General features: G+C 55.2%; 21 protein-coding genes. 11 read left to right on the top strand and 10 right to left on the bottom strand.

Annotated features, from left to right (window positions below; all coding sequences use genetic code 11):
- Window positions 1–43: 43 nt before the first annotated feature.
- Window positions 44–1,639 (bottom strand): phosphoenolpyruvate carboxykinase, encoded by a 1,596-nt coding sequence (locus PUV54_RS07090; protein ID WP_274494917.1) that lies wholly within the window; start codon window positions 1,637–1,639, stop codon window positions 44–46.
- A gap of 207 nt (window positions 1,640–1,846) precedes the next feature.
- Between PUV54_RS07090 and PUV54_RS07085 the strand changes: the two genes are divergently transcribed.
- From PUV54_RS07085 to PUV54_RS07065, 5 genes are all read left to right on the top strand, one after another.
- Window positions 1,847–2,101, top strand: coding sequence for an XrtV sorting system accessory protein (locus tag PUV54_RS07085; RefSeq protein ID WP_274494916.1), 255 nt, complete (start codon window positions 1,847–1,849; stop codon window positions 2,099–2,101).
- Between the two features lie 72 nt (window positions 2,102–2,173).
- A complete protein-coding gene (locus PUV54_RS07080; RefSeq protein WP_274494915.1) occupies window positions 2,174–3,097 on the top strand; it encodes a 1-acyl-sn-glycerol-3-phosphate acyltransferase in 924 nt (307 codons plus the stop codon).
- A gap of 60 nt (window positions 3,098–3,157) precedes the next feature.
- Window positions 3,158–4,102 carry a spermidine synthase gene (locus tag PUV54_RS07075; RefSeq protein ID WP_274494914.1) on the top strand — a complete coding sequence of 315 codons (945 nt, stop codon included), beginning with the start codon at window positions 3,158–3,160 and terminating at the stop codon, window positions 4,100–4,102.
- Window positions 4,099–4,743, top strand: a complete 645-nt coding sequence (locus PUV54_RS07070) for a fused MFS/spermidine synthase (protein ID WP_274494913.1) — start codon at window positions 4,099–4,101, stop codon at window positions 4,741–4,743. Before PUV54_RS07075 ends, PUV54_RS07070 begins: the two co-directional genes overlap by 4 nt.
- The gene (locus PUV54_RS07065; protein WP_274494912.1) at window positions 4,743–5,648 is read left to right on the top strand and encodes an SMP-30/gluconolactonase/LRE family protein; all 906 of its coding nucleotides are present in this window, start codon (window positions 4,743–4,745) and stop codon (window positions 5,646–5,648) included. Before PUV54_RS07070 ends, PUV54_RS07065 begins: the two co-directional genes overlap by 1 nt.
- Before the next feature lie 46 nt (window positions 5,649–5,694).
- Here PUV54_RS07065 and PUV54_RS07060 read toward each other — a convergent pair whose 3' ends face one another.
- Window positions 5,695–7,941, bottom strand: a complete 2,247-nt coding sequence (locus PUV54_RS07060) for a VWA domain-containing protein (protein ID WP_274494911.1) — start codon at window positions 7,939–7,941, stop codon at window positions 5,695–5,697.
- 92 nt (window positions 7,942–8,033) lie between these two features.
- Entirely contained in the window at window positions 8,034–8,984 is a 951-nt protein-coding gene (locus tag PUV54_RS07055; RefSeq protein WP_274494910.1) for an ABC transporter ATP-binding protein, read from the bottom strand.
- Window positions 8,985–9,163: 179 nt separating this feature from the next.
- Here PUV54_RS07055 and PUV54_RS07050 point away from each other — a divergent pair, with 179 nt between their 5' ends.
- Complete coding sequence (locus PUV54_RS07050; protein WP_274494909.1) at window positions 9,164–9,355, top strand: zinc-finger domain-containing protein; 192 nt, start codon at window positions 9,164–9,166, stop codon at window positions 9,353–9,355.
- On the opposite strand, the gene PUV54_RS07045 is transcribed toward PUV54_RS07050, so the two are convergent.
- The 5 genes from PUV54_RS07045 to PUV54_RS07025 form a co-directional block, all read right to left on the bottom strand.
- Window positions 9,356–10,927: an ABC transporter permease gene (locus PUV54_RS07045; protein WP_274494908.1), complete on the bottom strand. Its 1,572-nt coding sequence runs from the start codon at window positions 10,925–10,927 to the stop codon at window positions 9,356–9,358.
- Window positions 10,924–11,877: an ABC transporter ATP-binding protein gene (locus PUV54_RS07040; protein ID WP_274494907.1), complete on the bottom strand. Its 954-nt coding sequence runs from the start codon at window positions 11,875–11,877 to the stop codon at window positions 10,924–10,926. The genes PUV54_RS07045 and PUV54_RS07040 overlap by 4 nt, the downstream gene beginning before the upstream one ends.
- A gap of 61 nt (window positions 11,878–11,938) precedes the next feature.
- Entirely contained in the window at window positions 11,939–12,379 is a 441-nt protein-coding gene (locus PUV54_RS07035) for a VOC family protein (protein WP_274494906.1), read from the bottom strand.
- A 10-nt stretch (window positions 12,380–12,389) separates the two neighbouring features.
- Window positions 12,390–12,932, bottom strand: a complete 543-nt coding sequence (locus PUV54_RS07030; protein ID WP_274494905.1) for a hypothetical protein — start codon at window positions 12,930–12,932, stop codon at window positions 12,390–12,392.
- A 36-nt stretch (window positions 12,933–12,968) separates the two neighbouring features.
- On the bottom strand, window positions 12,969–13,520 hold the full coding sequence (locus PUV54_RS07025) for a DUF2244 domain-containing protein (RefSeq protein WP_274494904.1): 552 nt from the start codon (window positions 13,518–13,520) through the stop codon (window positions 12,969–12,971).
- Window positions 13,521–13,622: 102 nt separating this feature from the next.
- Here PUV54_RS07025 and nth point away from each other — a divergent pair, with 102 nt between their 5' ends.
- Window positions 13,623–14,387: an endonuclease III gene (gene nth, locus PUV54_RS07020; RefSeq protein ID WP_274494903.1), complete on the top strand. Its 765-nt coding sequence runs from the start codon at window positions 13,623–13,625 to the stop codon at window positions 14,385–14,387.
- Window positions 14,388–14,523: 136 nt separating this feature from the next.
- Entirely contained in the window at window positions 14,524–15,225 is a 702-nt protein-coding gene (gene pyrF, locus PUV54_RS07015) for an orotidine-5'-phosphate decarboxylase (RefSeq protein ID WP_274494902.1), read from the top strand.
- A gap of 7 nt (window positions 15,226–15,232) precedes the next feature.
- Here the strand turns inward: pyrF and PUV54_RS07010 are convergent, their stop codons facing one another.
- Window positions 15,233–15,823, bottom strand: a complete 591-nt coding sequence (locus PUV54_RS07010; RefSeq protein WP_274494901.1) for a helix-turn-helix domain-containing protein — start codon at window positions 15,821–15,823, stop codon at window positions 15,233–15,235.
- Window positions 15,824–16,020: 197 nt separating this feature from the next.
- On the opposite strand from PUV54_RS07010, the gene PUV54_RS07005 reads away from it, so the two are divergent.
- The 3 genes from PUV54_RS07005 (at window position 16,021) to PUV54_RS06995 (ending at window position 19,435) form a co-directional block, all read left to right on the top strand.
- A complete protein-coding gene (locus tag PUV54_RS07005) occupies window positions 16,021–16,524 on the top strand; it encodes a fasciclin domain-containing protein (protein WP_274494900.1) in 504 nt (167 codons plus the stop codon).
- A 124-nt stretch (window positions 16,525–16,648) separates the two neighbouring features.
- Window positions 16,649–17,419, top strand: coding sequence for an outer membrane protein (locus PUV54_RS07000; protein WP_274494898.1), 771 nt, complete (start codon window positions 16,649–16,651; stop codon window positions 17,417–17,419).
- A 180-nt stretch (window positions 17,420–17,599) separates the two neighbouring features.
- Window positions 17,600–19,435, top strand: a complete 1,836-nt coding sequence (locus PUV54_RS06995; RefSeq protein ID WP_274494897.1) for an AMP-binding protein — start codon at window positions 17,600–17,602, stop codon at window positions 19,433–19,435.
- A 402-nt stretch (window positions 19,436–19,837) separates the two neighbouring features.
- On the opposite strand, the gene PUV54_RS06990 is transcribed toward PUV54_RS06995, so the two are convergent.
- The gene (locus tag PUV54_RS06990; protein WP_274494896.1) at window positions 19,838–21,370 is read right to left on the bottom strand and encodes a heme biosynthesis protein HemY; all 1,533 of its coding nucleotides are present in this window, start codon (window positions 21,368–21,370) and stop codon (window positions 19,838–19,840) included.
- Window positions 21,371–21,372: the final 2 nt, after the last annotated feature.

The following is a 21,372-nucleotide window of genomic DNA, read 5'->3' as shown; positions in this document are numbered from 1 at the left end:
CCTTCAACGTCTTGCTTGAGTCTGTCCGGTCATTTCAAAAGCGTCAACTCGCTTTGGGGCCCGCCACTTTCACTTCATCGCTTACGTAAGGCTCGTAAACTTTGAAATTTTCGACAAACATTGCGGCAAGCTTGTCAGCTTGCGCGTCATAAGCGCTTGCATCGTCCCATGTATCTCGCGGCGTCAGAATACGTTTATCAACGCCCTGCACATCCGTCGGCACATCAAATCCGAAAACTTCATCCTTGCGCATGGGCGCGTTATTCAGCGACCCGTTCAGCGCCGCCGTCAACAGCGCGCGCGTTTCCTTGATCGGCATGCGGCGGCCTTCCCCATGCGGCCCGCCGGTCCAGCCGGTTGAAACCAGCCAGCAATTGACATCGTGCTTGTCGATCAACTTGCCGAGCAGCGCGCCATATTCAGACGGGTGACGAGGCATGAACGGCGCACCGAAACAGGTTGAAAATGTTGCTTCCGGATCTTTGCCGAGACCTTTTTCCGTACCTGCAACTTTCGCGGTGTAGCCCGACAGGAACATATACATGGCCTGCGCCGGGGTCAGTTTTGCGATCGGCGGCATGACGCCAAAAGCATCGCAAGTCAACATGATGATGTTTTTCGGATGGGTCGTGACGCCATCAAGGCTGGCGTTGGGAATGTAATGAATCGGATAGGCGCCGCGGGAATTTTCCGCCAGGGTTGCGTCATCAAGATCAAGCTCGCGCGTCGCCGGATCCATCACCACATTTTCCAGCACTGTGCCGAAACGTTTCGTCGTTGCATAAATTTCCGGTTCTGCTGACGGTGAGAGCCGGATCATTTTCGCGTAGCAGCCGCCTTCAAAATTGAAGAGGCCGTTCGGCCCCCAGCCATGTTCGTCATCACCGATTAACGTGCGGTTCGGATCAGCGGACAGAGTCGTTTTTCCAGTGCCGGAAAGGCCAAAGAAGATCGCCGGATCATCATTACGGCCAACATTGACCGAGCAATGCATCGGCATGACGTCTTTTTCAGGCAGGAGGAAATTCAAAATGGTAAAGACAGACTTCTTCATTTCACCGGCGTAGGACGTCCCGCCGATCAGAACGATGCGGCGAACGAAATCGACAGCGATGACGGTTTTCGAGCGGCACCCGTGGACTTCAGGATCGGCAACAAAACCGGGCATATCAACCACGGTGAAGTCCGGCTCGCCGCCGCGTTCATTCATTGGCGGGCGAACCAGCAGATGCTGGATGAAAAGCCCATGCCATGCGTATTCCGTAAAAACCCGCACCTTAATGCCATAAGTTTTGTCAGCGCCGCCGGCGAGATCCTGTTTGATAAGCTGGCGCTCGCTCGCATAGGCAAGCATATCTGCATGGAGCCGGTCGAACGCTTCAACGCTCATGGACTTGTTTGCGTCCCACCAGATTTTATCCTCAATCTCCGGGTGGCGGACGATGAACTTGTCCTGCGCCGAGCGGCCCGTGTGTTCGCCGGTCTTGACCACGAGCGGTCCGCCCGCCGCGATCTCTCCTTCGCCGCGCTCAACCGCCAGTTCGTAAAGGGAAGCCGCGGTTAAATTGGTCAATTCCGCTGGCGCACAATGTTCAAAGCGGCCCGCCGTCGCCAGCGCCGCCTTCGCAGATAGGCTCATCAATTTCCTCCCGAGACCTCACCATAATGAGGGCCGGACGATCATTAGCGCCGCCCGGCGAACCGCTAATAGCCTCAAAATTCCACTATGGCCACTGCTCTCCGGGCGCAAATCCCGGACAGGCTCGGTCAACCGCGGATTAACCATGTTTCCTAAGCTCTCATTAAGCTCAATCGCGGAACTTAGGGTTGGGAGACTACTGGGTTTATGGAGTCCATCTACGACCTACTGTCATTGGCGCTATTCATCGCGGCCGCCGGGTTGTTCATGCTCAGGTTTCGCCATGAAGACCCGCCGCTGGCGCCCTATCTGGTCATTGCCCTCGTCAGTGTCGTCGGTAATTGGCTAGGCAACAATGGCGGCGGCGTCGCCGCCGTGGCCCTGATGATGGCGGCCGCGTTCCTGACCCTCCATCTCGCCAGCCAGCCTTACCATGACGACCCTGAGGAGTCGTCGCGTTAAGAGCGCGCTCGTTTTACCAGCATCACAAATCGTCGTATGTGTGCGCTTTCACGCGCCGGAACTCGCTTTGCTATGAATTCATCTGCGGAAAATTCTGACGTCTCGCATACAAATACCGGCGGCAAAGACGACAAACATATTGTCGATGTGCTGATCGAAGAGCGTGCTCAAAGGCTCGTCGCTTCGCCGCTTTGGCCTCTCTATCGGACAATTCTTTACCCGCTGCTGCTGCATGGCTCCGCCGTAAAAATGGCTGACGCCATTGCCGCTTTATCCGGCGCCGGCGTCATGGATTATGTCAGCGACCTCCTGCGGCTTGATACCCGCGTCACCGGGTTGGAAAATCTGCCGCCAAAAGGGCGTGTGCTGATTGCCTCAACCCACCCGACGGGGATTCCCGATGGCGTTGCTATGTATGATGCGCTTAAAGGCCGACGCCCGGACATGACATTCTTCGCCAATCGCGACGCTATTCGTGTTTCGCCCGGGCTTGAAGAAGTTGTCATCCCTGTCGAGTGGGTAGCGCAAAAACGTTCCCGATTGCGTTCCCGCGAAACGTTAGCTGGCGCGATCAAGGCATTTCAGGAAGAAAAATGCGTGGTCCTGTTTCCATCCGGCAGGCTGGCGATGATGAACGATCAGAAAGAACAGGTCGAGCAAGAATGGCTGCCGTCAGTCGCAATATTTGCGCGAAAGTATAATTGCCCGATCGTGCCGGTGCGTATCGAGATGCGGAACTCATGGCTATACTATTGGTTCTGGAAGCTGAATTCAGAACTGCGTGACATTACGCTGTTCCATGAGCTCCTCAACAAAAAGGGTAAAACGTACAAGATCACTTTCGGCGAGGCGATCTCGCCTGACCAGCTCAATGGCGAGCCGCCAGAGGTCGCGGAAGCCCTGAGACGGCATGCGTCAAAGCTGGGGGCTGGAGAGATTAAGTGGAGCCCCGCCTCCCCTGCCGCCATCAAAAACAACGCCAATCCCCACGACTAGATTGCGCGCACGCTTGCCCTTAAAGTGCCGACCGTACTCGTGCGATTGGAGCGTCAGATCATGCGCCAAAGTTTTATAGCGATGATAGGCAGCAAATTTTTTCAAACGATGGCAGGCGTTGCATTCCTGACCGCAGCCTTTACCAGCCATGCCTTCGCGCAAGTTGAGGTCGAGCTCATCCTGAAAAAGGAATCTCTTTATAATTCCTTGTTCGTACTGCAAGAGGGGCCTTACCGAACGCTTCGTTTTGGTCACAAGGATCGGCACTATCGCGAGTCTACTTATAACCCTGCCGACCCGACTGAACTTCCGTCAACCTACACACAATATGTCACCGTCGGCGCCGCGTACCCACAGGACGTCAAACACGCTGCGGTCATCGGCATGGGCGGCGGACGCATGACGTGGTATCTTTCGCATTACATGCCTGACCTGAAAGTAACGGCGGTCGAACTCGATCCGGAAATTGTCAAAATCGCTGACAAATATTTTGATGTGCGCGCTAACGACCAGATTAACGTCGTTACAAGCGACGGACGCACTTTCATACGCCGCACAAAAGAGACATTCGACTTTATCATTGTAGACGCCTATCGCGGCCATTTCGTACCGTTTCATTTGCTGACCAAAGAGTTTTACGAAATGGTAGAAGAGCGCATGAATGACGGCGGCGTTGTGGTGCAAAATATTGCGCCTTCAACCATGCTATTCGACCATGCGATCGCCACTATCGGTGCGGTGTTTGACAATGTCGATCTTTATAAAGCTGGCGGCAATATGGTCGCTGTGGCCTATAACGGGCCACACCGCGAAAAGGATGACCTGTTAGCGGCGGCCCAAGCACAACAGGACAAACACGGTTTCCGCTACGATATCGCCGCCATGATTGACGAACGCGTCCGCACGCCGGAATTTGGCGACGATAAAATCCTGACAGACGATTTTGCTCCCGCAAATTATTTAAAGTCGGTCGAGAACCATAACCGGAAATGGGAAAACGAGTGACCGATAAAAAGGCTGCGGACGACGCACGCAAACTCAAAATCTTCATTGGCGCCATTTACGTCAACGCTTTTGCGCTTGGTTCCATTATCATGGGCTTTGAAATGCTCGGGAGCCGCTATCTAGCGCCCTATTTCGGCGGCGATATCTTCACCTGGGGCGCACTCATTTCAACCGTTTTGATGGCGTTGATGCTCGGCGCCTATGTGGGCGGACATGTCGCCGACAAGCGGCCGTCGACAACACTACTTGGCTTGATCATCGTCGCGGCAGCGGTGTTTTTATTTTTGCTACCGTTTATTGCTGATCCATTATTCGGCGCGCTCATCGATTCTATTGAGAATGTTCGGGCAGGCGTCCTCGTGGCCGCTTTCTTGCTCAACATCATCCCTGTGACGGTGCTGGGCGTTTATACGCCGTTCGCCGTGCGGCTGCTGTTGCAACATTCCAAGGGCGCAGGAAGGCTTGTTGGCTCTATCAACGCGACATCCACCTTTGGCAGCATCACCGGCACACTGGCGACGACGTTTTTCCTGATCCCTATGATTGGCTCGCGCGACATCACCACCATCTTCGCGTTTATCGTACTGGCTTGCGCGGTCTCGCATCTATTTTTATCGCGCCTCTGGAAAGAAGAACATTAATGAGGCGCGCACTCACATGCGCACTCGCATTTGCGTCTCTAAGCGGCGGCGCTGCCATAGCTGAAGAAATATCTATCCGCGCCCACTACCCCGAAGGGCCGCTGATCCATAGCGGGGCGGTACACTTTGCTGAAATGCATAAAGATCGGGTGGTGACCGTCACAAATGACGATCAAAGAACCCTGTATGAAGACAACGGCTGCGGCCCGACAGCATTAGCACCGTATCAGGATGGGTTTATCGTCCTCTGCCATCTGACGAATGAACTGCACCAGCTTTCCGCAACCGGCGCCCTTGTTCGCAAGTTCACACGCGACGAGGAAGGGTTGGCGTTCGAAAATCCAAATGACGCTTCCGCCGACGACAAGGGCGGGGTTTATTTTTCTGCATCGGGCGATTTTTCCCTCACCGCACCGCATGATGGCGCGTTGCTTTATCTCGATAGCAAAGGGAAAATCACAAGACTTGCGTCCGGTCTGCATTACGCCAACGGCGTTTATTTCGACGCGGCGCAACAAGCTGTCTATTTGAGCGAACATCTCGAGCAGCGCATACTTCGTTTTCCGGTTTTTTCGCCCGGCGAAGCTGGGCCTTCGGAAGTGTTCGCAGAGCTTGCCGTCGAGAGCCTTGGAAAAACAATCCGATATGATCGCGCGGGGCCCGATGGACTTGAAACAGACGATGCGGGCAACCTGTTTGTCGCTTATTACGGTGCGGCCCTAGTCCTCGCTCTCGCTCCAGATGGCGATATCCTCGCCCGCATAGACGTCCCCGAACAACTGACGACCAATGTCGCGCTATCGGCCGATGAACGAACGCTTTTCATTACCGGCTCAAAGAGATCGCAGCGCAAACCATTTCCCGGCAAAATGCGGGAAATAGAAAACCCTTTGACAACGCAATAGAGCCGGGCGATGCCCGGCCCCATAGCGACGCAGGAAAGCGGCCGCGTTATTCTTTCGGCGTCACCGTGATTGGCGCACGCGCGAGCACATTTTTGTTGCCATGGATAAAGCGCAACTCATACTCGCCGGGTTCGTTCGGCATGCGTAAATTGGCTGGACTACCGCTTTTCGTATAGGCGTAGCGCTCGTACTTTTTGTCGTCCGATCCGACTTTTGAAATGGCGACATAATCGCCACTACCTGGCGGGGGACCTGTAAACTCCACTTGCACAGTCGTTCCTGCGACAGCGGATGTCGGGCCGTTCAGCGTCGCCGTTGCAGGCGAAACCGTGATCGTCCGGCGCGCCAGCACTTTCTTGTTGGCCTGCACGAAACGCAACTCGTACTCGCCAGCATCCAGCGGCATCCGGAGATCAGCAGGACTACCAGACTTGGTGTAATGATAGTCTGTGTACTTATTACCAGGCGCATCCGGCGCGGTGACTGTCACCCAGTCGCCCGACCCCGGCGCCGGACCGGTAAATTCCACATTGATCGTTTCACCGGCAATCGCCGTATCTTTCGCAGACAGGGTTGCAGTCGCTTCAGTTACAGTGATCGTCTGGCGCGCAAGGACTTTCTTGTTTCCCTGTACGAAACGCAGCTCATACGTTCCGGGCTCAAGCGGCATACGGATATCCGCCGGCGTGCCGGATTTCGAGTAATGATAATCATTATACTTGTTGGGCCGATCATCAGGTTTTGTCACCGTAATCCAGTCGCCTGAGGCCGGTTCGGGACCCGAAAATTCTACCATTACGGTTTCACCGGCAACAGCCGTCTCAGGCCCGCTCAACGTCGCCAGGGCCGCTGTTACAGTAATGGGTTTTCGCGCCAGCACTTTTTTGTTGCCTTGCACGAAGCGGATTTCATAATCACCCGCTTCCAGCGGCGCGCGCAACGAACCTGGACTTCCCTGCTTCGTATAATGATAGTTTGTGAACTTGTTGTCGCGCGCGTCAGGTTTCACAATCGTGATCCAGTCGCCCGACCCGGCTGGCGGGCCGGTGAACTCAACACTGAATTCCGAACCAGCAACAACCTCTTCCGGAGCGACGAGCGTCGCTTCCGCCGCCGTCGCTGTAATCTCTACGCTCGCCAGCGTACGAATCGGCCGGCCCAGCATATAACGGATTTCATATTCGCCCGGCTCCACCGGCATTCTCAATTCCGCCGGATCACCCTGACGCGTATAGGAATACGTGCCGAACTTGCCGTTTTCCGCGCCCTTTTCAACAATGGTGATGTAGTCCCCCTGACGGTCAGGCCCTGTCCAGTGGATGAGAATATTCGTGCCGGCCATGACCTCACCGCCTGGGTCCGGCGTCACCGTTGCCTCCACGGGAAAGGTGAGCGCAATCGTGACCGTCTTCCACGAGTTCTCACGGATCACGACAGCTTCCTGTTTGCCCTTAAGCCCGTCAGACACGCGCTCCACCATAATGTCGTAGGCGCCTGGAGCAATTTCGATATCAACCGTTCCAGCGTTGTCTTCACTGAACACCGCTTCGCCATTTTCGCCTGGGCCAGTGCGCGGCAGCACGGTCCATGAAAGCCCCTCTTCGATGACCAGACCGCCCTCAAGTTCGGTGGCGCGCAAACGCACTTTCGTTTCCGTTACGACTTCAGGCGCCGCCGCAACTGTCTCTTCCAGCGCATCGCCAAGCTCGCCCGCATCGGAGGCGGAAACATATTTGCCGCCAGTATTCTCTGCGATGCAGCGCAATTGAGCCTGTTCGTTTTCTTCCGTCACATCGAAACCGACAACATGCACGGTCAGATCGACGCTGGCTTGCTCGAGCGATGCCGCAACGCCGCACGGATCCGGCTCGCAGGTCTCGATGCCGTCGCTGACCAGTATGACCGTTGCTTTTTCTTCAGTGAATTTGAGCTTGTCGGCAGCCAGCTTGATCGAGTCCGCCATGGGCGTTTTGCCCTTGGGGTTTAATCCCTGAACAGCGCTGGCGATGGCCGCACGCTCGGCGCCGACAGCGGCAAGTTCTTCGATATCGGTGCAATCGCCCTTGCGGTTATGGCCATAGGCGATAAGCCCGAGGCGCCGTTCCGCTGGCAAATCATTCAAAAGGTCGCCCAACACCTGCTTTGCGATAGTGATTTTCGCCTCGCCCTCGATCTGGCCCCACATGGAACCGGAAGCGTCGAGCACCAGTATTGAATCACCTTCATCGGCGGCGGCGAATGAACCGAATGCAAACAGAAATGACAAACAAGCAACGAGCGTGCGCGAACCCATGATCTCCCCCTCTATGGCATGGCGGAGATCAACTTAGCGGGCGCCGCACGTATTCGAAAGAGCTTTTTCCGCCAATGGTTGCAACCGAGGATTTAAGCGGATTTGCGGTAGGTCAACTCAAGGAAGACGTCTTCCAGATCTGATTCGACCGTAGAAAGGTCTTTCACCATAACGCCAGCACTGGAAAGGCTTTCAAGGATTTCGGCCACTTGCGTTTTGCTTGGCTGATAAGGAATGGCGAGGCGTCCGTCCTGTTTGATTTCAACGTCGAAGGCGCCGAGATCTAAATGACCGTTCAGCTCCTCAGCTGGCGTCACCATCAACATTTTGCGGTCGAGAGATGAGATCAGCTTTTCCGTCGGCTCGCAGGCGACAACCTCGCCGTTGTGGATGATGGCGATTTCCTCGCAAAGCTCCTGCGCTTCTTCCAGGTAGTGCGTGGTCAGAACAATTGTGACGCCTTGCGCGTGCAGCTCCATCACATATTCCCAGAGCTGTTTGCGCAATTCGATATCGACGCCGGCAGTCGGTTCATCAAGAATCAGGATTGGCGGCGAATGCACCATGGCTTTCGCCACGAGAAGCCGCCGCTTCATGCCGCCTGAAAGATTGCGCACATAAGCGTCGGCTTTTTCCTCGAGCCCGAGCGCGCGAAGAATTTCCATGGACCGGCGTTTCGATTTCGGCACGCCGTAAAGCCCGGCCTGAATCTCCAGCCCCTCGAGAGGCGTGAAAAACACCTCCATATTGATTTCCTGCGGCACGACGCCGAGCGCCGCACGCACCTGGCGCGGGTTCGCATCCAGATCGAAGCCCCATACGGAAACCTCCCCGGCGGTCTTACCCACTAGACCTGCGAGAATATTAATAAATGTCGACTTGCCGGCGCCGTTCGGACCCAGCAAACCAAAGATTGAGCCACGCTTGACGTGAATATCAATGCCCTTGAGGGCTTCTTTCGCAGGCGATTTGCCCGATGCGCGATAGGTTTTTCTAACCCCACGGGCGGCGATGGCGTATTCCTGATTTGGGTTGAAATCCATGTTGCGGCTTATCGCGCCCGGCCCCGCTCCGGTCAACCAGCCCGTTCAGCTTGGCGGAAGAGAATTTCCGCCCGAAGCTTTCGCTCTGCTGAACGCGGCTTCATCCATGCTCTTGACGGCGCAGGCCATCAACGGCAATCCAGCAGAAGCAAAATTTGCCCTAAGACAAAGACAAAGCCATGAGCGAACAACCGCCTGCCCCGACACCCGATCCGGAAGTCATTTATGTGGATAAACGCCGCGTCTCCTGCGACGGCGGCGGCGGCGCGCTCGGCCATCCAGTGGTATGGTATTCACTTGAAGACGGCGAAGCCGAATGCGGTTATTGCGACCGCAAGTTTATTTTTAAAGCTGATAGTACGGCGGAATAATCAAGCCTGTTTGCGCGCCAGCCTCCAGACCTCGCGCATTTTTGGCGGTGAGGCCTGCAGGATTGCGTTGCGGAATATCCGGCCCATGAAACGGATCAGCACAAGCGCGAACGCCAGCATCAGCGCCGTGGCGCCGACAATTTCCCAAAGCGGCGGATCGGCGGCGGCGCGCATCATCACCGCATAAGGAGTGTAGATGGGGATCCAGGTCAGCACCGATGCAATAAATCCGTTCGGATTTTGAAACACCATGATCATGAAGGGCAGCGGCGCGAATACCAGGAGCATCACCGGTCCCATGTAGGATTGCGCATCCTGCAGTGAATTCGACACCGCGCCAATGGCGAGAAAAATCATCGCGAAAATCAGATACGCGCAGAAGAAATAGAAGAAATAAATCAACAGCAACGGCGATGAGAACAATGACCCGATGGCGATGGCGATGAAATTTTCGTCGCCGCTTGCGCCGATAAACGACGCCCCTAGCCCGCCGATGAGAAAGATCGCCGGCATGGTAAGGCCGACAGCCGCAATGCCGATCAGCTTGCCCATCATCAATTGTCCAGCGGTGACCGAAGACAGCAATATTTCAACAATCTTGTTTGAACGCTCTTCAATTGTGTTGGTGAGCAACAGATTTCCAACGCCGAATATGATGACAAGCAGCATGTAAGTCAGCGCTGCGGGCATCGCTGTTTCGATCCGGTCCTGTATTCCGAGCTGAGCTTCTTCCGCCTCTCGGTCTGGGCGGAAGGAATCAAATGGCGCCGCAATGGCAGATACCTCGTCTAGCGCCGCCTGTGACAGACCAAGTTCGGCAACAGCTTCGCGTTTCAGCGCCGTTTCAAGAGCGTTATCGACTAGACTTTCAAGCGCATTGTCGGTGAGATTGCGGCTCCAGTATTGCGCCGCTGGCGCCTCCGGCGCGGCGCTAAATCCTTCAGGAATGAGAATCGCAGCAAAAAGTTTCCCGACTTCGCCGTCATTCAGGCGCACGCCCTTTTGCTCGAGGAGATATGGCCGGAGGCGTTCTTCGGCTTGGGCAAGCGTTTCAGATTCTGAGACATCAGTAGGCAGATCAATGCGCTCAAATTGAGGGCGCGGCATGGTGAAGTTAGCAATGTTAGACTTCAAAAACGGTCGCGCCGCCGCTTGTGCAGCATCAAAGCCGCCAGCCTCTTGAAATGCGCGCAAACGTGCATCGCTGATTTCGTCCGGTGCAAACGGCGACGGAATAGGACTACTGTCATCGCTAGCGCCGCCGACAGGAAGGCCCGGCAAAATTTCATCGGCAAGGACGCCTTCGCGCGCGTTGACGCGCAAATACGCATCCCAACCGGCAAGCGCTTCGAGCAGATATCGCCGCTCTACTTCGCGATCGATGTCATCAGCATAGGCGCCCGTCTGATCATAAACCACAAAGGCGCGCGTCGGCTTCGTCCGTTCAATCAGCCCCATCGCAGCCGTAAACGCCACCAGCCCAAGCGGGAACATCACAATGAACAGCAAGAACCCGCGCGAGAAAACGTATTGCTTGTATTCGCGCCAGGCGATGAGAAAGACCTGCCTCATTCCGCCGCCTCCAGCTTAGTTTGCGGCGGCGCCGCTTCTTCGCCGGCAAGGGCGACAAAAATATCGTGAAGCGTGGCGCCGGCCTGCTCGAAACGCGTCACGGGAACGCCGGCTTCCACAAGGCGTGTCAAAAAGGCCTGCGGGTCGGCATCGTCATCAAGTTCGATCTCATACGTCGTCTCAGCGCCAGAAACATCCTCGATCCTTATGGAAACGACATCCGGCAAAGCCTTCAAAGCGCTTTCAGGCGCCGTCGTGCGCAGGTGAATGCGGCTGCCATAGTCGGCCCGCGCCTCGGAGAGCGTTCCTTCGAACCGCTTTCTGCCGCCCGCAATAATCAAAAAACGATCACACAGCCGCTCCGCATGCTGCATGACATGGGTTGAAAAAATAATCGTCCGCCCCGCCGCGCGCTGGTCTCTGATGAGCGTTTCAAGGGTCTGCTGGTTGATCGGATCAAGGCCGGAAAAGGGTTCGTCGAGGATCAACAATTCCGGCTCATGCGCGATCGTCGCCAGCAATTGCACCTTCTGCGCCATGCCTTTCGATAGCGCCTCGTTTTTTGCACGCGCAAATTTTTCAAGCCCGAATTGCTCGAGCAACTCATAAGCACGCTTTTTTGCATCCCGTGAGGAAAGCCCGCGCAACTGCGCGAAATACGCAATAGAGTCCGCCGCCTTCATCTTTCGGTATAGCCCGCGCTCTTCGGGCAGATAGCCAATGCGCCGCCGCACCGGGATCGCCGATTCCGATCCCAACACCAGAACGCGGCCTTCGCTCGGCTGAACGATGTCCAGCATCATGCGCAAGGTCGTCGTTTTGCCTGCGCCATTGGGCCCTAGAAATCCGTAGATTTCCCCCTGTAGCACTTCAAACGAGAGGTCATTGACCGCTGTGAAGGCGCCGTATTTTTTGGTGACGTTTTCAAGAAGAACAGGACTGGACGGCATCAGGCGCTTTCAAATTCAACAAGACTTTTTTGCCTTGGGCGGCGTTAAGGAACGATAAAAACTACCAGCTTCCGGTGTTTTCCATGCTCGCCCAGGGTTCAGCGGCAGGAAGGCTATCGCCCTTTTGCAGCAGTTCGATTGAAATGCCATCAGGCGACCGCACAAACGCCATGTGACCGTCGCGCGGGGGGCGGTTGATGGTCACGCCCGCATCCATCAGCTTTTGGCAAAGCGCATAAATATCGTCGACGCGATAGGCGAGATGACCAAAGTTACGCCCGCCCTGATACTCTTCCGGATCCCAGTTATAGGTGAGTTCCACCAGCGGCGCCTTGTCTTCTTTTGCGCGTTCAACATCTTCAGGCGCAGCAAGAAAAACGAGAGTAAATCGCCCCTTCTCACTCTCGTGTCTGTTTACCTCAACCAAACCGAGCTTTTGGCAGTAAAAGTCCAGCGACGCATTGAGGTCCTTCACCCGAACCATTGTATGAAGATATTGCATAACGCTGCCCCTACTCTCTTGAACGGATAATTTCATCACGCAAATAGCCGGGCCTGCGCGCATGAAATCGCCGCATGTAAAATGCGACAATAAACAGCCAGACTATCAGTACACCGAAGAAGTAATAGAAGCCGCCGAGATCGCGCACATAATAGAGCGCCGCTTCCGGCGGCGTATCACGGAAAAATCGCAATTCGCCATCGTCAATCAACAACCGGTCGGCGACGTCAACGGGTTCAGGAATGACACCCGTGGCCTGCGCGCCCCAGATAATGGCTGTAAGCGCCATCAGGGTAATCGGCAATGACAGCAAAAAGGTTGCGAATGCCGCAAATGCGTAGCCGGGAAAGCGCGGCTCGTGAACACGCTTGTAAATCTCGCGAAACTTCGCTTCGTCCATATCTTTTATGAACTCCGGCTCATGCTTGTTGAAATGCGCCCATTCGATACTGGCGCCCTCGGCAAGTTCCTCATCGATTTGTTTCCGCCAGCGCCAATAGAGCGCGCCCATGACGGAAAGAAGTCCGACGACACCAAGAAAAAAGCCGAGCATGGAATAATCCGATAAAACCTGAGGCGCCCTGTTACCCTATCCGCGCGCTTTGCCCAAGGCGCCGCTAAGGGCGTCCGCAAAACGCGCCCTCTCTTTCGGGGACAAAAAGGATCCAAGAATAAGCACGCCGCCTTTTGACGTGACCCGCACCTGACTTTCGTGGCGCACCGGCTGGTCAATGGAAACCCGCGTCCAGAAGGGCTGCAACCGCCAGCGTGTTTCGTGGCCCGACGGCAACACGCGCGCGACAAGCATTTCATCCTTGGTCACGCGAACGCGCTCCCGTAATCGCCCTTGCCTGTAACTCAGTTTGAACGCCAGCCAGACAGCCAGGACATCAAGCCCGCAAAACCCGATCACCGGCCAAGCGCCGATTGCATAAAAGTACGTTCCGAACAGGATGTTGGCGCCGATCACCACAGTCATCACGGCGATGAACCCGGCATTGGGCAACGAACGGTTGGGATAGAGCACCGCATCAAACAGCGCGGCCCCCTCATCCTCGCCCAATAAATCCAGACCGGAAGCATCCGACGCGCGCCCTTTTTGATAAGGCGCAAGCGTTTCCATCTGTTTCGCATGGTTCATACGGGCACCTTAGGCGGCAGGTTTTCCCCAGGCAACGAGAAGAAGGTGAACTTTACGCGAGCGCGGCGCGCGCTATGGTCGCGCCGCAAATAGAGAAACTTGATGCCCCGTAAAATGACGCGCGCAACAGCGCAGAAAATTTTCGAACGCCTTTCCACCGCTGCGCCCGCGCCGCAAACGGAACTCTATTACAAAAACCCTTTCACGCTGGTCGTGGCCGTTGCTCTTTCTGCGCAGGCGACTGACGAAGGCGTCAATAAAGCGACGAAGACCCTGTTCGATCTGGCGGACACGCCTGAAAAAATGGCCGCGCTGGGCGAGAAAAAACTGGGCGATTACATCAAAACCATCGGGCTGTGGCGCAACAAGGCAAAGAACGTGATTGCGCTTTCAAAGATGTTGATCGACGAGTTTGACGGAAAAGTGCCCGAAACCCGTGAGCAACTTGAACGCCTGCCCGGCGTCGGGCGCAAGACGGCGAATGTTGTCATGAACGTTGCTTTCGGTCAGCCGACCATCGCCGTCGATACCCACATTTTTCGTGTCGGCAACCGCACTGGCCTCGCTCCCGGCAAGAATCCTTTGGAAGTCGAGCTTGGCCTTGAAAAAATCGTGCCCGCAGAGTTCCTCCTTCACGCCCATCACTGGCTGATCCTTCAGGGCCGATATATCTGCAAGGCGCGCAAACCTGAATGCTGGCGTTGCCCAATCCTCGAGTTTTGCGGTTTTAAAGACAAGGTGATGTCGCCTGACAAGCCGAAACCCGCGAAGAAAAAGAATGTAAAAACAACAAAGGCCGCGCCGAAAAAGAAACTAGCAGGCCAGCCGAAACTGAGAGCAGCAAAAAAGAAAGCGGTTGCGAAATGAGCTATGCACGAGCGCTCCCCCGTTCATCCCGGCGAAAGCCGGGACCCAGCAACGAAAACAAGCCGGGCAAAGCCCGACATTTTAGTGTAACTGGACCCCGGCTTTCGCCGGGGCGAACGGATTAAGGGATAACCTGATGAATCTAAAAGACCGTCTCATCATCGCTCTCGATCTGCCGTCAACGGAGGAAGCGGAGAAAGCCATTAACGCCATCGGTGATGCAGGAACATTTTATAAAATCGGTTATCAGTTGATGCCGGTTGGCGGGCTCGACCTCGCTCGCAAACTATCCAGCCAGGGCAAAAAGGTTTTTCTCGATTTCAAGTTCCACGACATCGGCGCAACAGTAGAGCGCGGCGTCAAAAGCGTCTGCGAACTCGGCGGTGACTTTTTGACCGTTCATGCGGAGCCGGACGTCCTCAAGGGTGCGGTCGATGGAAAGGGGGACGACACGCGCCTTAAAATCCTGGGCGTCACTGTGCTAACAAGCCTCAATCAGGACAGTCTTTCCCGCGCCGGCATTGAGATGAATATCGAAGACCTTGTTCTGAAACGCGCTGAGTTTGCAGCGGAGGCTGGCGCCGATGGCGTGGTTGCGTCAGCCAAGGAAGCCGCCGCCATTAAATCCCGTTTTGGCGATGCGCTCGCCATCGTCACACCCGGGGTTCGGCCAAAAGGCGCGAGCGCTGACGATCAAAAACGCGTAGTGACGCCCGCCGACGCCATCACGGCTGGCGCTGATAACCTGGTTGTTGGCCGCCCGATCATCGCGGCGGACGATCCTAAATCTGCTGCTGAAAATATACTGCGTGAAATTGAACGAGCATTGAATGGATAGGTTCCGATTATTGTTCCGCTGTAACAATAATGAGCGCAGAACAGGGCTGATCGCCTGACCTCGCGTAAGTGTGTGGGGTAGTGCTTTCAAAATAAATCGCATCGCCTTCGCTGAGCACTTGCAGATTACCTCCAACATCGACAGCAAGCTCTCCCGATAGAACGAAAATCATCTCAACCCCTTCATGAGCATGCGGCTCAGACGGATGAGAGTTCATTGAAAAATTCGCAAGATATCCATTGATCTTACTGTCCGTAGCCGGAAAGTTTAAACTTTCAAAAAAATATGTTTCGTCCTCCGAGCCTTGCTGCTCCGGAAATCGCATCCTTTCTCCTTTGCGCGTGATCGCCATTACCGGCTGATTGGCGTCGTTGGCGAAGAAATGATCAAGGCCGACACCGAACACCATTGCTATCCTGAGCAATGTGGGCAGAGTTGGAAAAATCTGCCCACGCTCAATTTTCGAGAGCATCGCTGTAGAAAGGCCCGAATGTTCGCTCAATTGCGCGAGCGCCATACCCTTGTTCAGCCGTAGCTGGCGGACCTTGGATCCGATTTCGTATTGCTCAAGACCATCGGTTAGAGTTTCTGAAAGCATTGATTTCGCCTGAAATTTTCCTGCTGCTCAAAATAGCCATATCGATTTTTCATGTAAAGAAATATGTATTTCTTTTCACGAAATTTTTATTGGTATTAAAATATTTTTTCATTATGTGAAAGCTCGCTGAGGCGGGCAACTAATACCCCCACCAATTTCCCGCCAGAAAGCAGCGATGAATTTTGAGGAGGTTATCAATGACTATTATTCGTAATGCGATTGCTGCGGTTGCCTCGGTGACTGTCGCGTTGGGCGCAGCTAACGCCGGAAACTACGGCGCTGATAAAAAAGATATCGTGGATACGGCCGTTGAAGCCGGTCAGTTCGAAACATTAGCCACAGCGCTAACAGCGGCAGGTCTTGTTGAGACGCTGAAAGGCGATGGTCCTTTTACGGTGTTTGCGCCAACTGATGCGGCGTTCGCGGCCTTACCGGCAGGTACAGTCGATACGCTGTTGATGCCTGAAAACAAAGATCAGCTAACAGCGATTCTTACTTACCACGTCGTACCCGGCAAGGTGAAAGCAGCTGATGTCGTCAATCTTGAAAGCGCGACGACTGTTAATGGCGCTGACATTTCAATTTCTGTCGACAACGGCACGGTGATGATCAATGACGCAACAGTTACGACTGCAGACGTCAAAGCATCGAATGGCGTCATCCATGTCATCGATAAAGTGATCATGCCGCCAAGCAACTAATTGTCAGGCTTCACCCGAGGCGTGACTCACTTTGGCCAACCGCCGCTTGCCATGAATATTACATTGTGAGCGGCGGTTCCGAAAAGATTACCAAATAAACATCAGGAATTGAGGGAGCTTTCTTGTGAACAAACTTGCTTTGACCGCAGCGGCGTCAGCTCTGGCGATGACAGCCGCCGCGCACGCGAATGATTACTACGTATCACTCTCCGGCGGTGTATCGCTGCTCGGCGATTCAGACAATGAAGGCGCATTTGATGGCGACTTCACCACCGGCGAAGGCACGACCATCCCCGGCGGCACGGTGCTACCGGACGGTACTGACGTTGGCTGGGAAACGGATTTCGATACGGGTTACGCTGTATCAGGCGCTATCGGCAAATCCTACGGAGCGTTCCGGGGTGAAATAGAAATCGCCTATCAGACAAATGATGTCGGTACGCACACAGGCGTGACAGCGGCTGGCATCGCCCTTGATGGCGAAGACGCCGGTGTTTTGATCACCGGTTCACCAAACCTCGGCGTTACCGTGGGCGACCTTGTCGCGGACGGGCAGGGTGATCTGTCAAACCTGTTTGTCATGGCTAACGTGTTTTATGATTTCGACACGGGCGGCCCGCTGAAGCCTTATATAGGCGCTGGCGTTGGTGTTGGTTTTGTTGATGTGGACTATTCACCTTCAGCGACGCCAATCATACAGGACGACGCCACAGCTTTCGCCTATCAGGGCATTGCAGGCCTTGCCTATGAAGTGTCGCCAGCAACTGATCTTTTTGTCGCTTATCGCTATCGCGCGACAACTGACGTTTCGGTTGAAGCTGACCTCTTTTCAGCAGACTTCGATATCGAGAATCGAGCGTCTTTGGTCGAAGCGGGATTGCGCTTCAGGTTTTAAGCTTACTGCAAGCGCTTTTTCGCCCTCCCCCCTGACCCGCAAAGCGCTTGTCTTGCCGCCGCCAGCCCCACTGGCGGCGGCTTTTTTCGTTTTTCTGGAAGTTTCCGTCCTAATGCCCTAACATTACGGGAAAGAAAGGCGTGGGGACATGCGCCGAACAGGTGAGGACATTTCAGGGATATGGGTGATCCGGTAAAGCGCGTTGAGCGCCGGTCGCGAAGAGCCATTTTTCAGGCCTATCTGGAAAATGCGCGTAAGGAAAAAGCAGACAAAATCGCCGTTACTGACGGTGATGGACGAAAACTCACTCACAAGGAAATAACACGCGGCGCATTCGCGCTCGGTGGGGCGCTCGCGAGGCAAACATCAAAAGAAGAGCGCGTCGGCATTTTGCTGCCGACTGGCGCAGGCGCCGTCATCGCACTTTTTGCGTTGCTGTCGCGCGGGCGCGTTCCGGCGATGCTGAACTTCACCGCTGGCTCCAAAAACCTTATCGCCGCCTGTAAAGCCGCCGAGGTGACGAAAATCGTCACAGCAAAAAAGTTTATTGAACTTGCCGGGCTCGAAAAGCTGATCGGCGAACTCGAAAATGATCTTGAAATCATCCACCTCGAAGATGTTCGTGAACAGATCAAACCGCAAGACAAAGCGCTAGCTTTGGCGGGGCCGCTATTCCCCAGCATTCTTGCGGCGACGCCAAATCCGGAAGAGCCGGGCGTCATTCTTTTCACGTCAGGAACCGAGGGCGCGCCGAAAGGCGTCGTTCTTTCTCACCGCAACATCATCGCCAATATTGAACAGATTTCTGAGCACGTAGAGCTGTTGCCGACGGATATCTTTTTCAACCCGCTGCCGACATTTCATTGTTACGGCCTGACAGCCGGCGCGCTGTGGCCTGTGCTCAATGGCTATCCGGTGGTCTTTCACCCCTCACCGCTGCAGACGAAGATCATCCCGAAACGCATTTTCGAGACCGGCTCAACGGTTCTCTTCGCGACGGATACGTTCCTGTCGCAATATATGCGCGCAAGCCCCGATGGCGGCATGTCGTCATTACGCATCGCGGTTTGCGGCGCCGAACGCGTGCGCGATGAAACGCGGCAGGCGGCGGAAAAACGCTTCGGCTTTGAAGTGCTTGAAGGTTACGGCGTTACCGAAGCCTCGCCCGTCATCGCAGCAAACCAGCCGGGCGACATCCGCTCCGGCACGGTAGGCAAACTTCTTCCTGGCATTGAACCGCGACTTGAGCCGGTCGAAGGGCTGGAAGGCGCCGGACGATTATTCGTACGCGGCCTGAATGTCATGAAGGGCTATTTATCTCCCGACAACCCTGGTGTTGTCATCCCGCTGGAGGGAGGGTGGCACGATACGGGCGATATCGTTTCCATCAATGACGAAGGCTACATGTCGATCCGCGGTCGTTTGAAACGCTTCGCGAAAATCGGCGGCGAGATGGTATCCCTCGCTGTCGTGGAAAACTGCGCCTCGGCCGTGTGGCCCGACAACATGCACGCAGCCGCAATTATGCCGGACCCAAAAAAAGGCGAACAGGTGATCCTCGTCACCGATCGCAAGGAGGCGCCGCGCGGGCTTCTTCTTACCTGGGCGCAAAGTCACGGCGTGCCGGAAATCGCCGTGCCGAAAAAGATCGTCATTGTCGATGAAATTCCTGTCCTCGGCACCGGCAAGGTTGATTATCTGAAGGTCAAAACCATGGCCGAAGAGGGGCTGATCGCCATGGAAGCAGCGAAAACGGCCCCAGCCGAACCCATGACCGCCTTTGACAAGAAAGAGCGCAAGAAACGCGAAGCAGCGGAAAAGGCAGAGAAGAAAAAACTCGTAAAGGAAGCCAAAGCCGCCGCGAAGGAAGCGGAAAAGTCAGCTAAAACGACAGAGGTTGAGGCTAATTCTGTTGCGCAGGCACCAGAGAAAACTGCGCATGGTCCGGAAGAATCCGGTGAAAGTCCCAAAGCCGCCAATGACGATTCCAAGGACTTTAAAAACGCGGCGGAGTAGTGAGTGTAATTTGAAAAAACGAAATGCGTATTGGACATATGACTCTACAGTTCACGCTTACTATTTTGCGCCAACTGAGAGGCAATCTCATCCCTACAGAGAGCAAATATTTGTTGAGGCCATAATAGACGTAGCAGATGATGGAACTCTGGCTGGCATAGAAATCATTGATCCTGCAATGCCGCCACCACCCAAACCCACTAGTCCAAAGTGATCCACTAAACAGCCTAGAACTGGTTGAGGAATTGATCGTTTGACAATCTCCGCTCACCCCGGCGCAAGCCGGGGCCCAGTCTGACTAATAATGTCGGGCTTTGCCCGGCTTCGTTCTTTTTGCTGGATCCCGGTTTTCACCGGGATGAGCGGGAGAGTATGGATGATCGAAAACAAAACGCGCCATTGTCACGAAACGTTCCTGGCCGCCGCGGCGGCCCGCTCGGCCTCTTCATCATCATGAATGTGATCGTCTTCGTCGTCGAGAGAACCGAAGTCGGCGGAAAGTTTTTCTTCCTGTTCCCGCGGCTCCTTTTCTGCGCCCAGAGATGAAGCGATCTCTTGCGCGGCTTCACCCTCATCAATAGGAAGCGGCTCCTCCGCAACAGGCGGCGCCAACAACAGCCTCACTTCATCGGCGGAAAGGCCTTCTGCCGCTTCCTCGATCGGCGGCGGGGAAAGCCGGGCGTAATCCATATATTCGCGCACCAGCCGAGCCCAGCCGTCACGGGTCAGATGAAATTCGCCGTCAGCGCCAGGACGCGGATCGCGCGGGGCGGAGGCGGCATGCTCCATCCATGGTTTCGCCGCCTCCTCGCCGTCGCGCCCGGCGATCGCCTTCGCCATCAACGCATAAGCCGCCGCGCTGCCGCCGCCGGAAACTAGCGGCTCTAGCGCGTCAATCGCAGTCTGCCAATCTTCGCTTAACATCGCCGCGCGCGCACGCAGCAACGCCGCTTCATCCGATGTAGGGTTTTTCTCTGCAAGTTTTTTGAGCCGTTCTGCGCGTTTTTCCGCCGATTCATCTTTATAAAGACGGTCATAAAACTTGATGAGTGCTGGATGCGCCGCACCTGTAAAGCCAGTCTCAACAACGCGCGCCGCCTTGTTCTTATGACCAGCGTCGAGGTGCAACTCACCGGCGAGCAGCGCCGCTGGGGCAAAACTGGGCGCAAGTTTTAAAGCTGTTTCGAGATCAGAAAGCGCCTCGCTCTTGTTGCTCGACCGCAAGGCGTATGCGTCGGCCGTTAGCAAGGCGGCGCGGGCGCGGTTAGCCTTGTCTTCTTCGATTAAGTTGTTTTTGCGCGCATTCGCGAGCGCCTCACGCGTTTCGCGCCAGGCGCCGCGCTCAAGACCGAGGTCGAAAACAGACTGGAACGCCCAGGCGGCATTGGGGCGTAAGTGAAAGGCCCGTTCCGCATAGCCTTTGGCAGCAGCAGTATCGCCCGCCGCCATCGCCTGCGCATAAAGACCCTTGAGCCCCAGAAACTCGGACTCCGGCGCCTCAAGCATGGCTGAAAAGCTCGCCTTCGCCGCTTCCGTATCGCCTGAAAGTTGCGCCGCTTGCGCCCTTAAGAGCCGCGTCAGCGCCTCATCATCAAGATGACGGCGCGCTACGCGCGCATGGTGTGCGGCGTCATTTCCATCACCAACCGCCACTGCTTCAAAACCGCGTGTCAGCGCAGCAATACCACGTTCGCGTTTCGACGCTGCGTCCTTGGCGCGGATTTTCGCCGGCAAAGCGATAATGTCCTTGATTTTGTGCGTGAGATAAATAGCCGCCAGGAACGCCAGAATAATGCCGCCGACGATTAGGCCTGAGGGCCCATCGAAACGCATGCCGAAAGCTTCGCCCGTAATACGGCTATCAAGGCTGGCGAAATAAGTGATTGCACCGGCAAAAAAGAACAACCCCAGCAAAAATATCAGAATACGGATCATCT

The sequence above is a fragment of the Hyphococcus flavus genome (assembly GCF_028748065.1).
GTDB lineage: Bacteria > Pseudomonadota > Alphaproteobacteria > Caulobacterales > Parvularculaceae > Hyphococcus > Hyphococcus flavus.
This window is presented reverse-complemented; position numbering and strand designations above follow the sequence as displayed.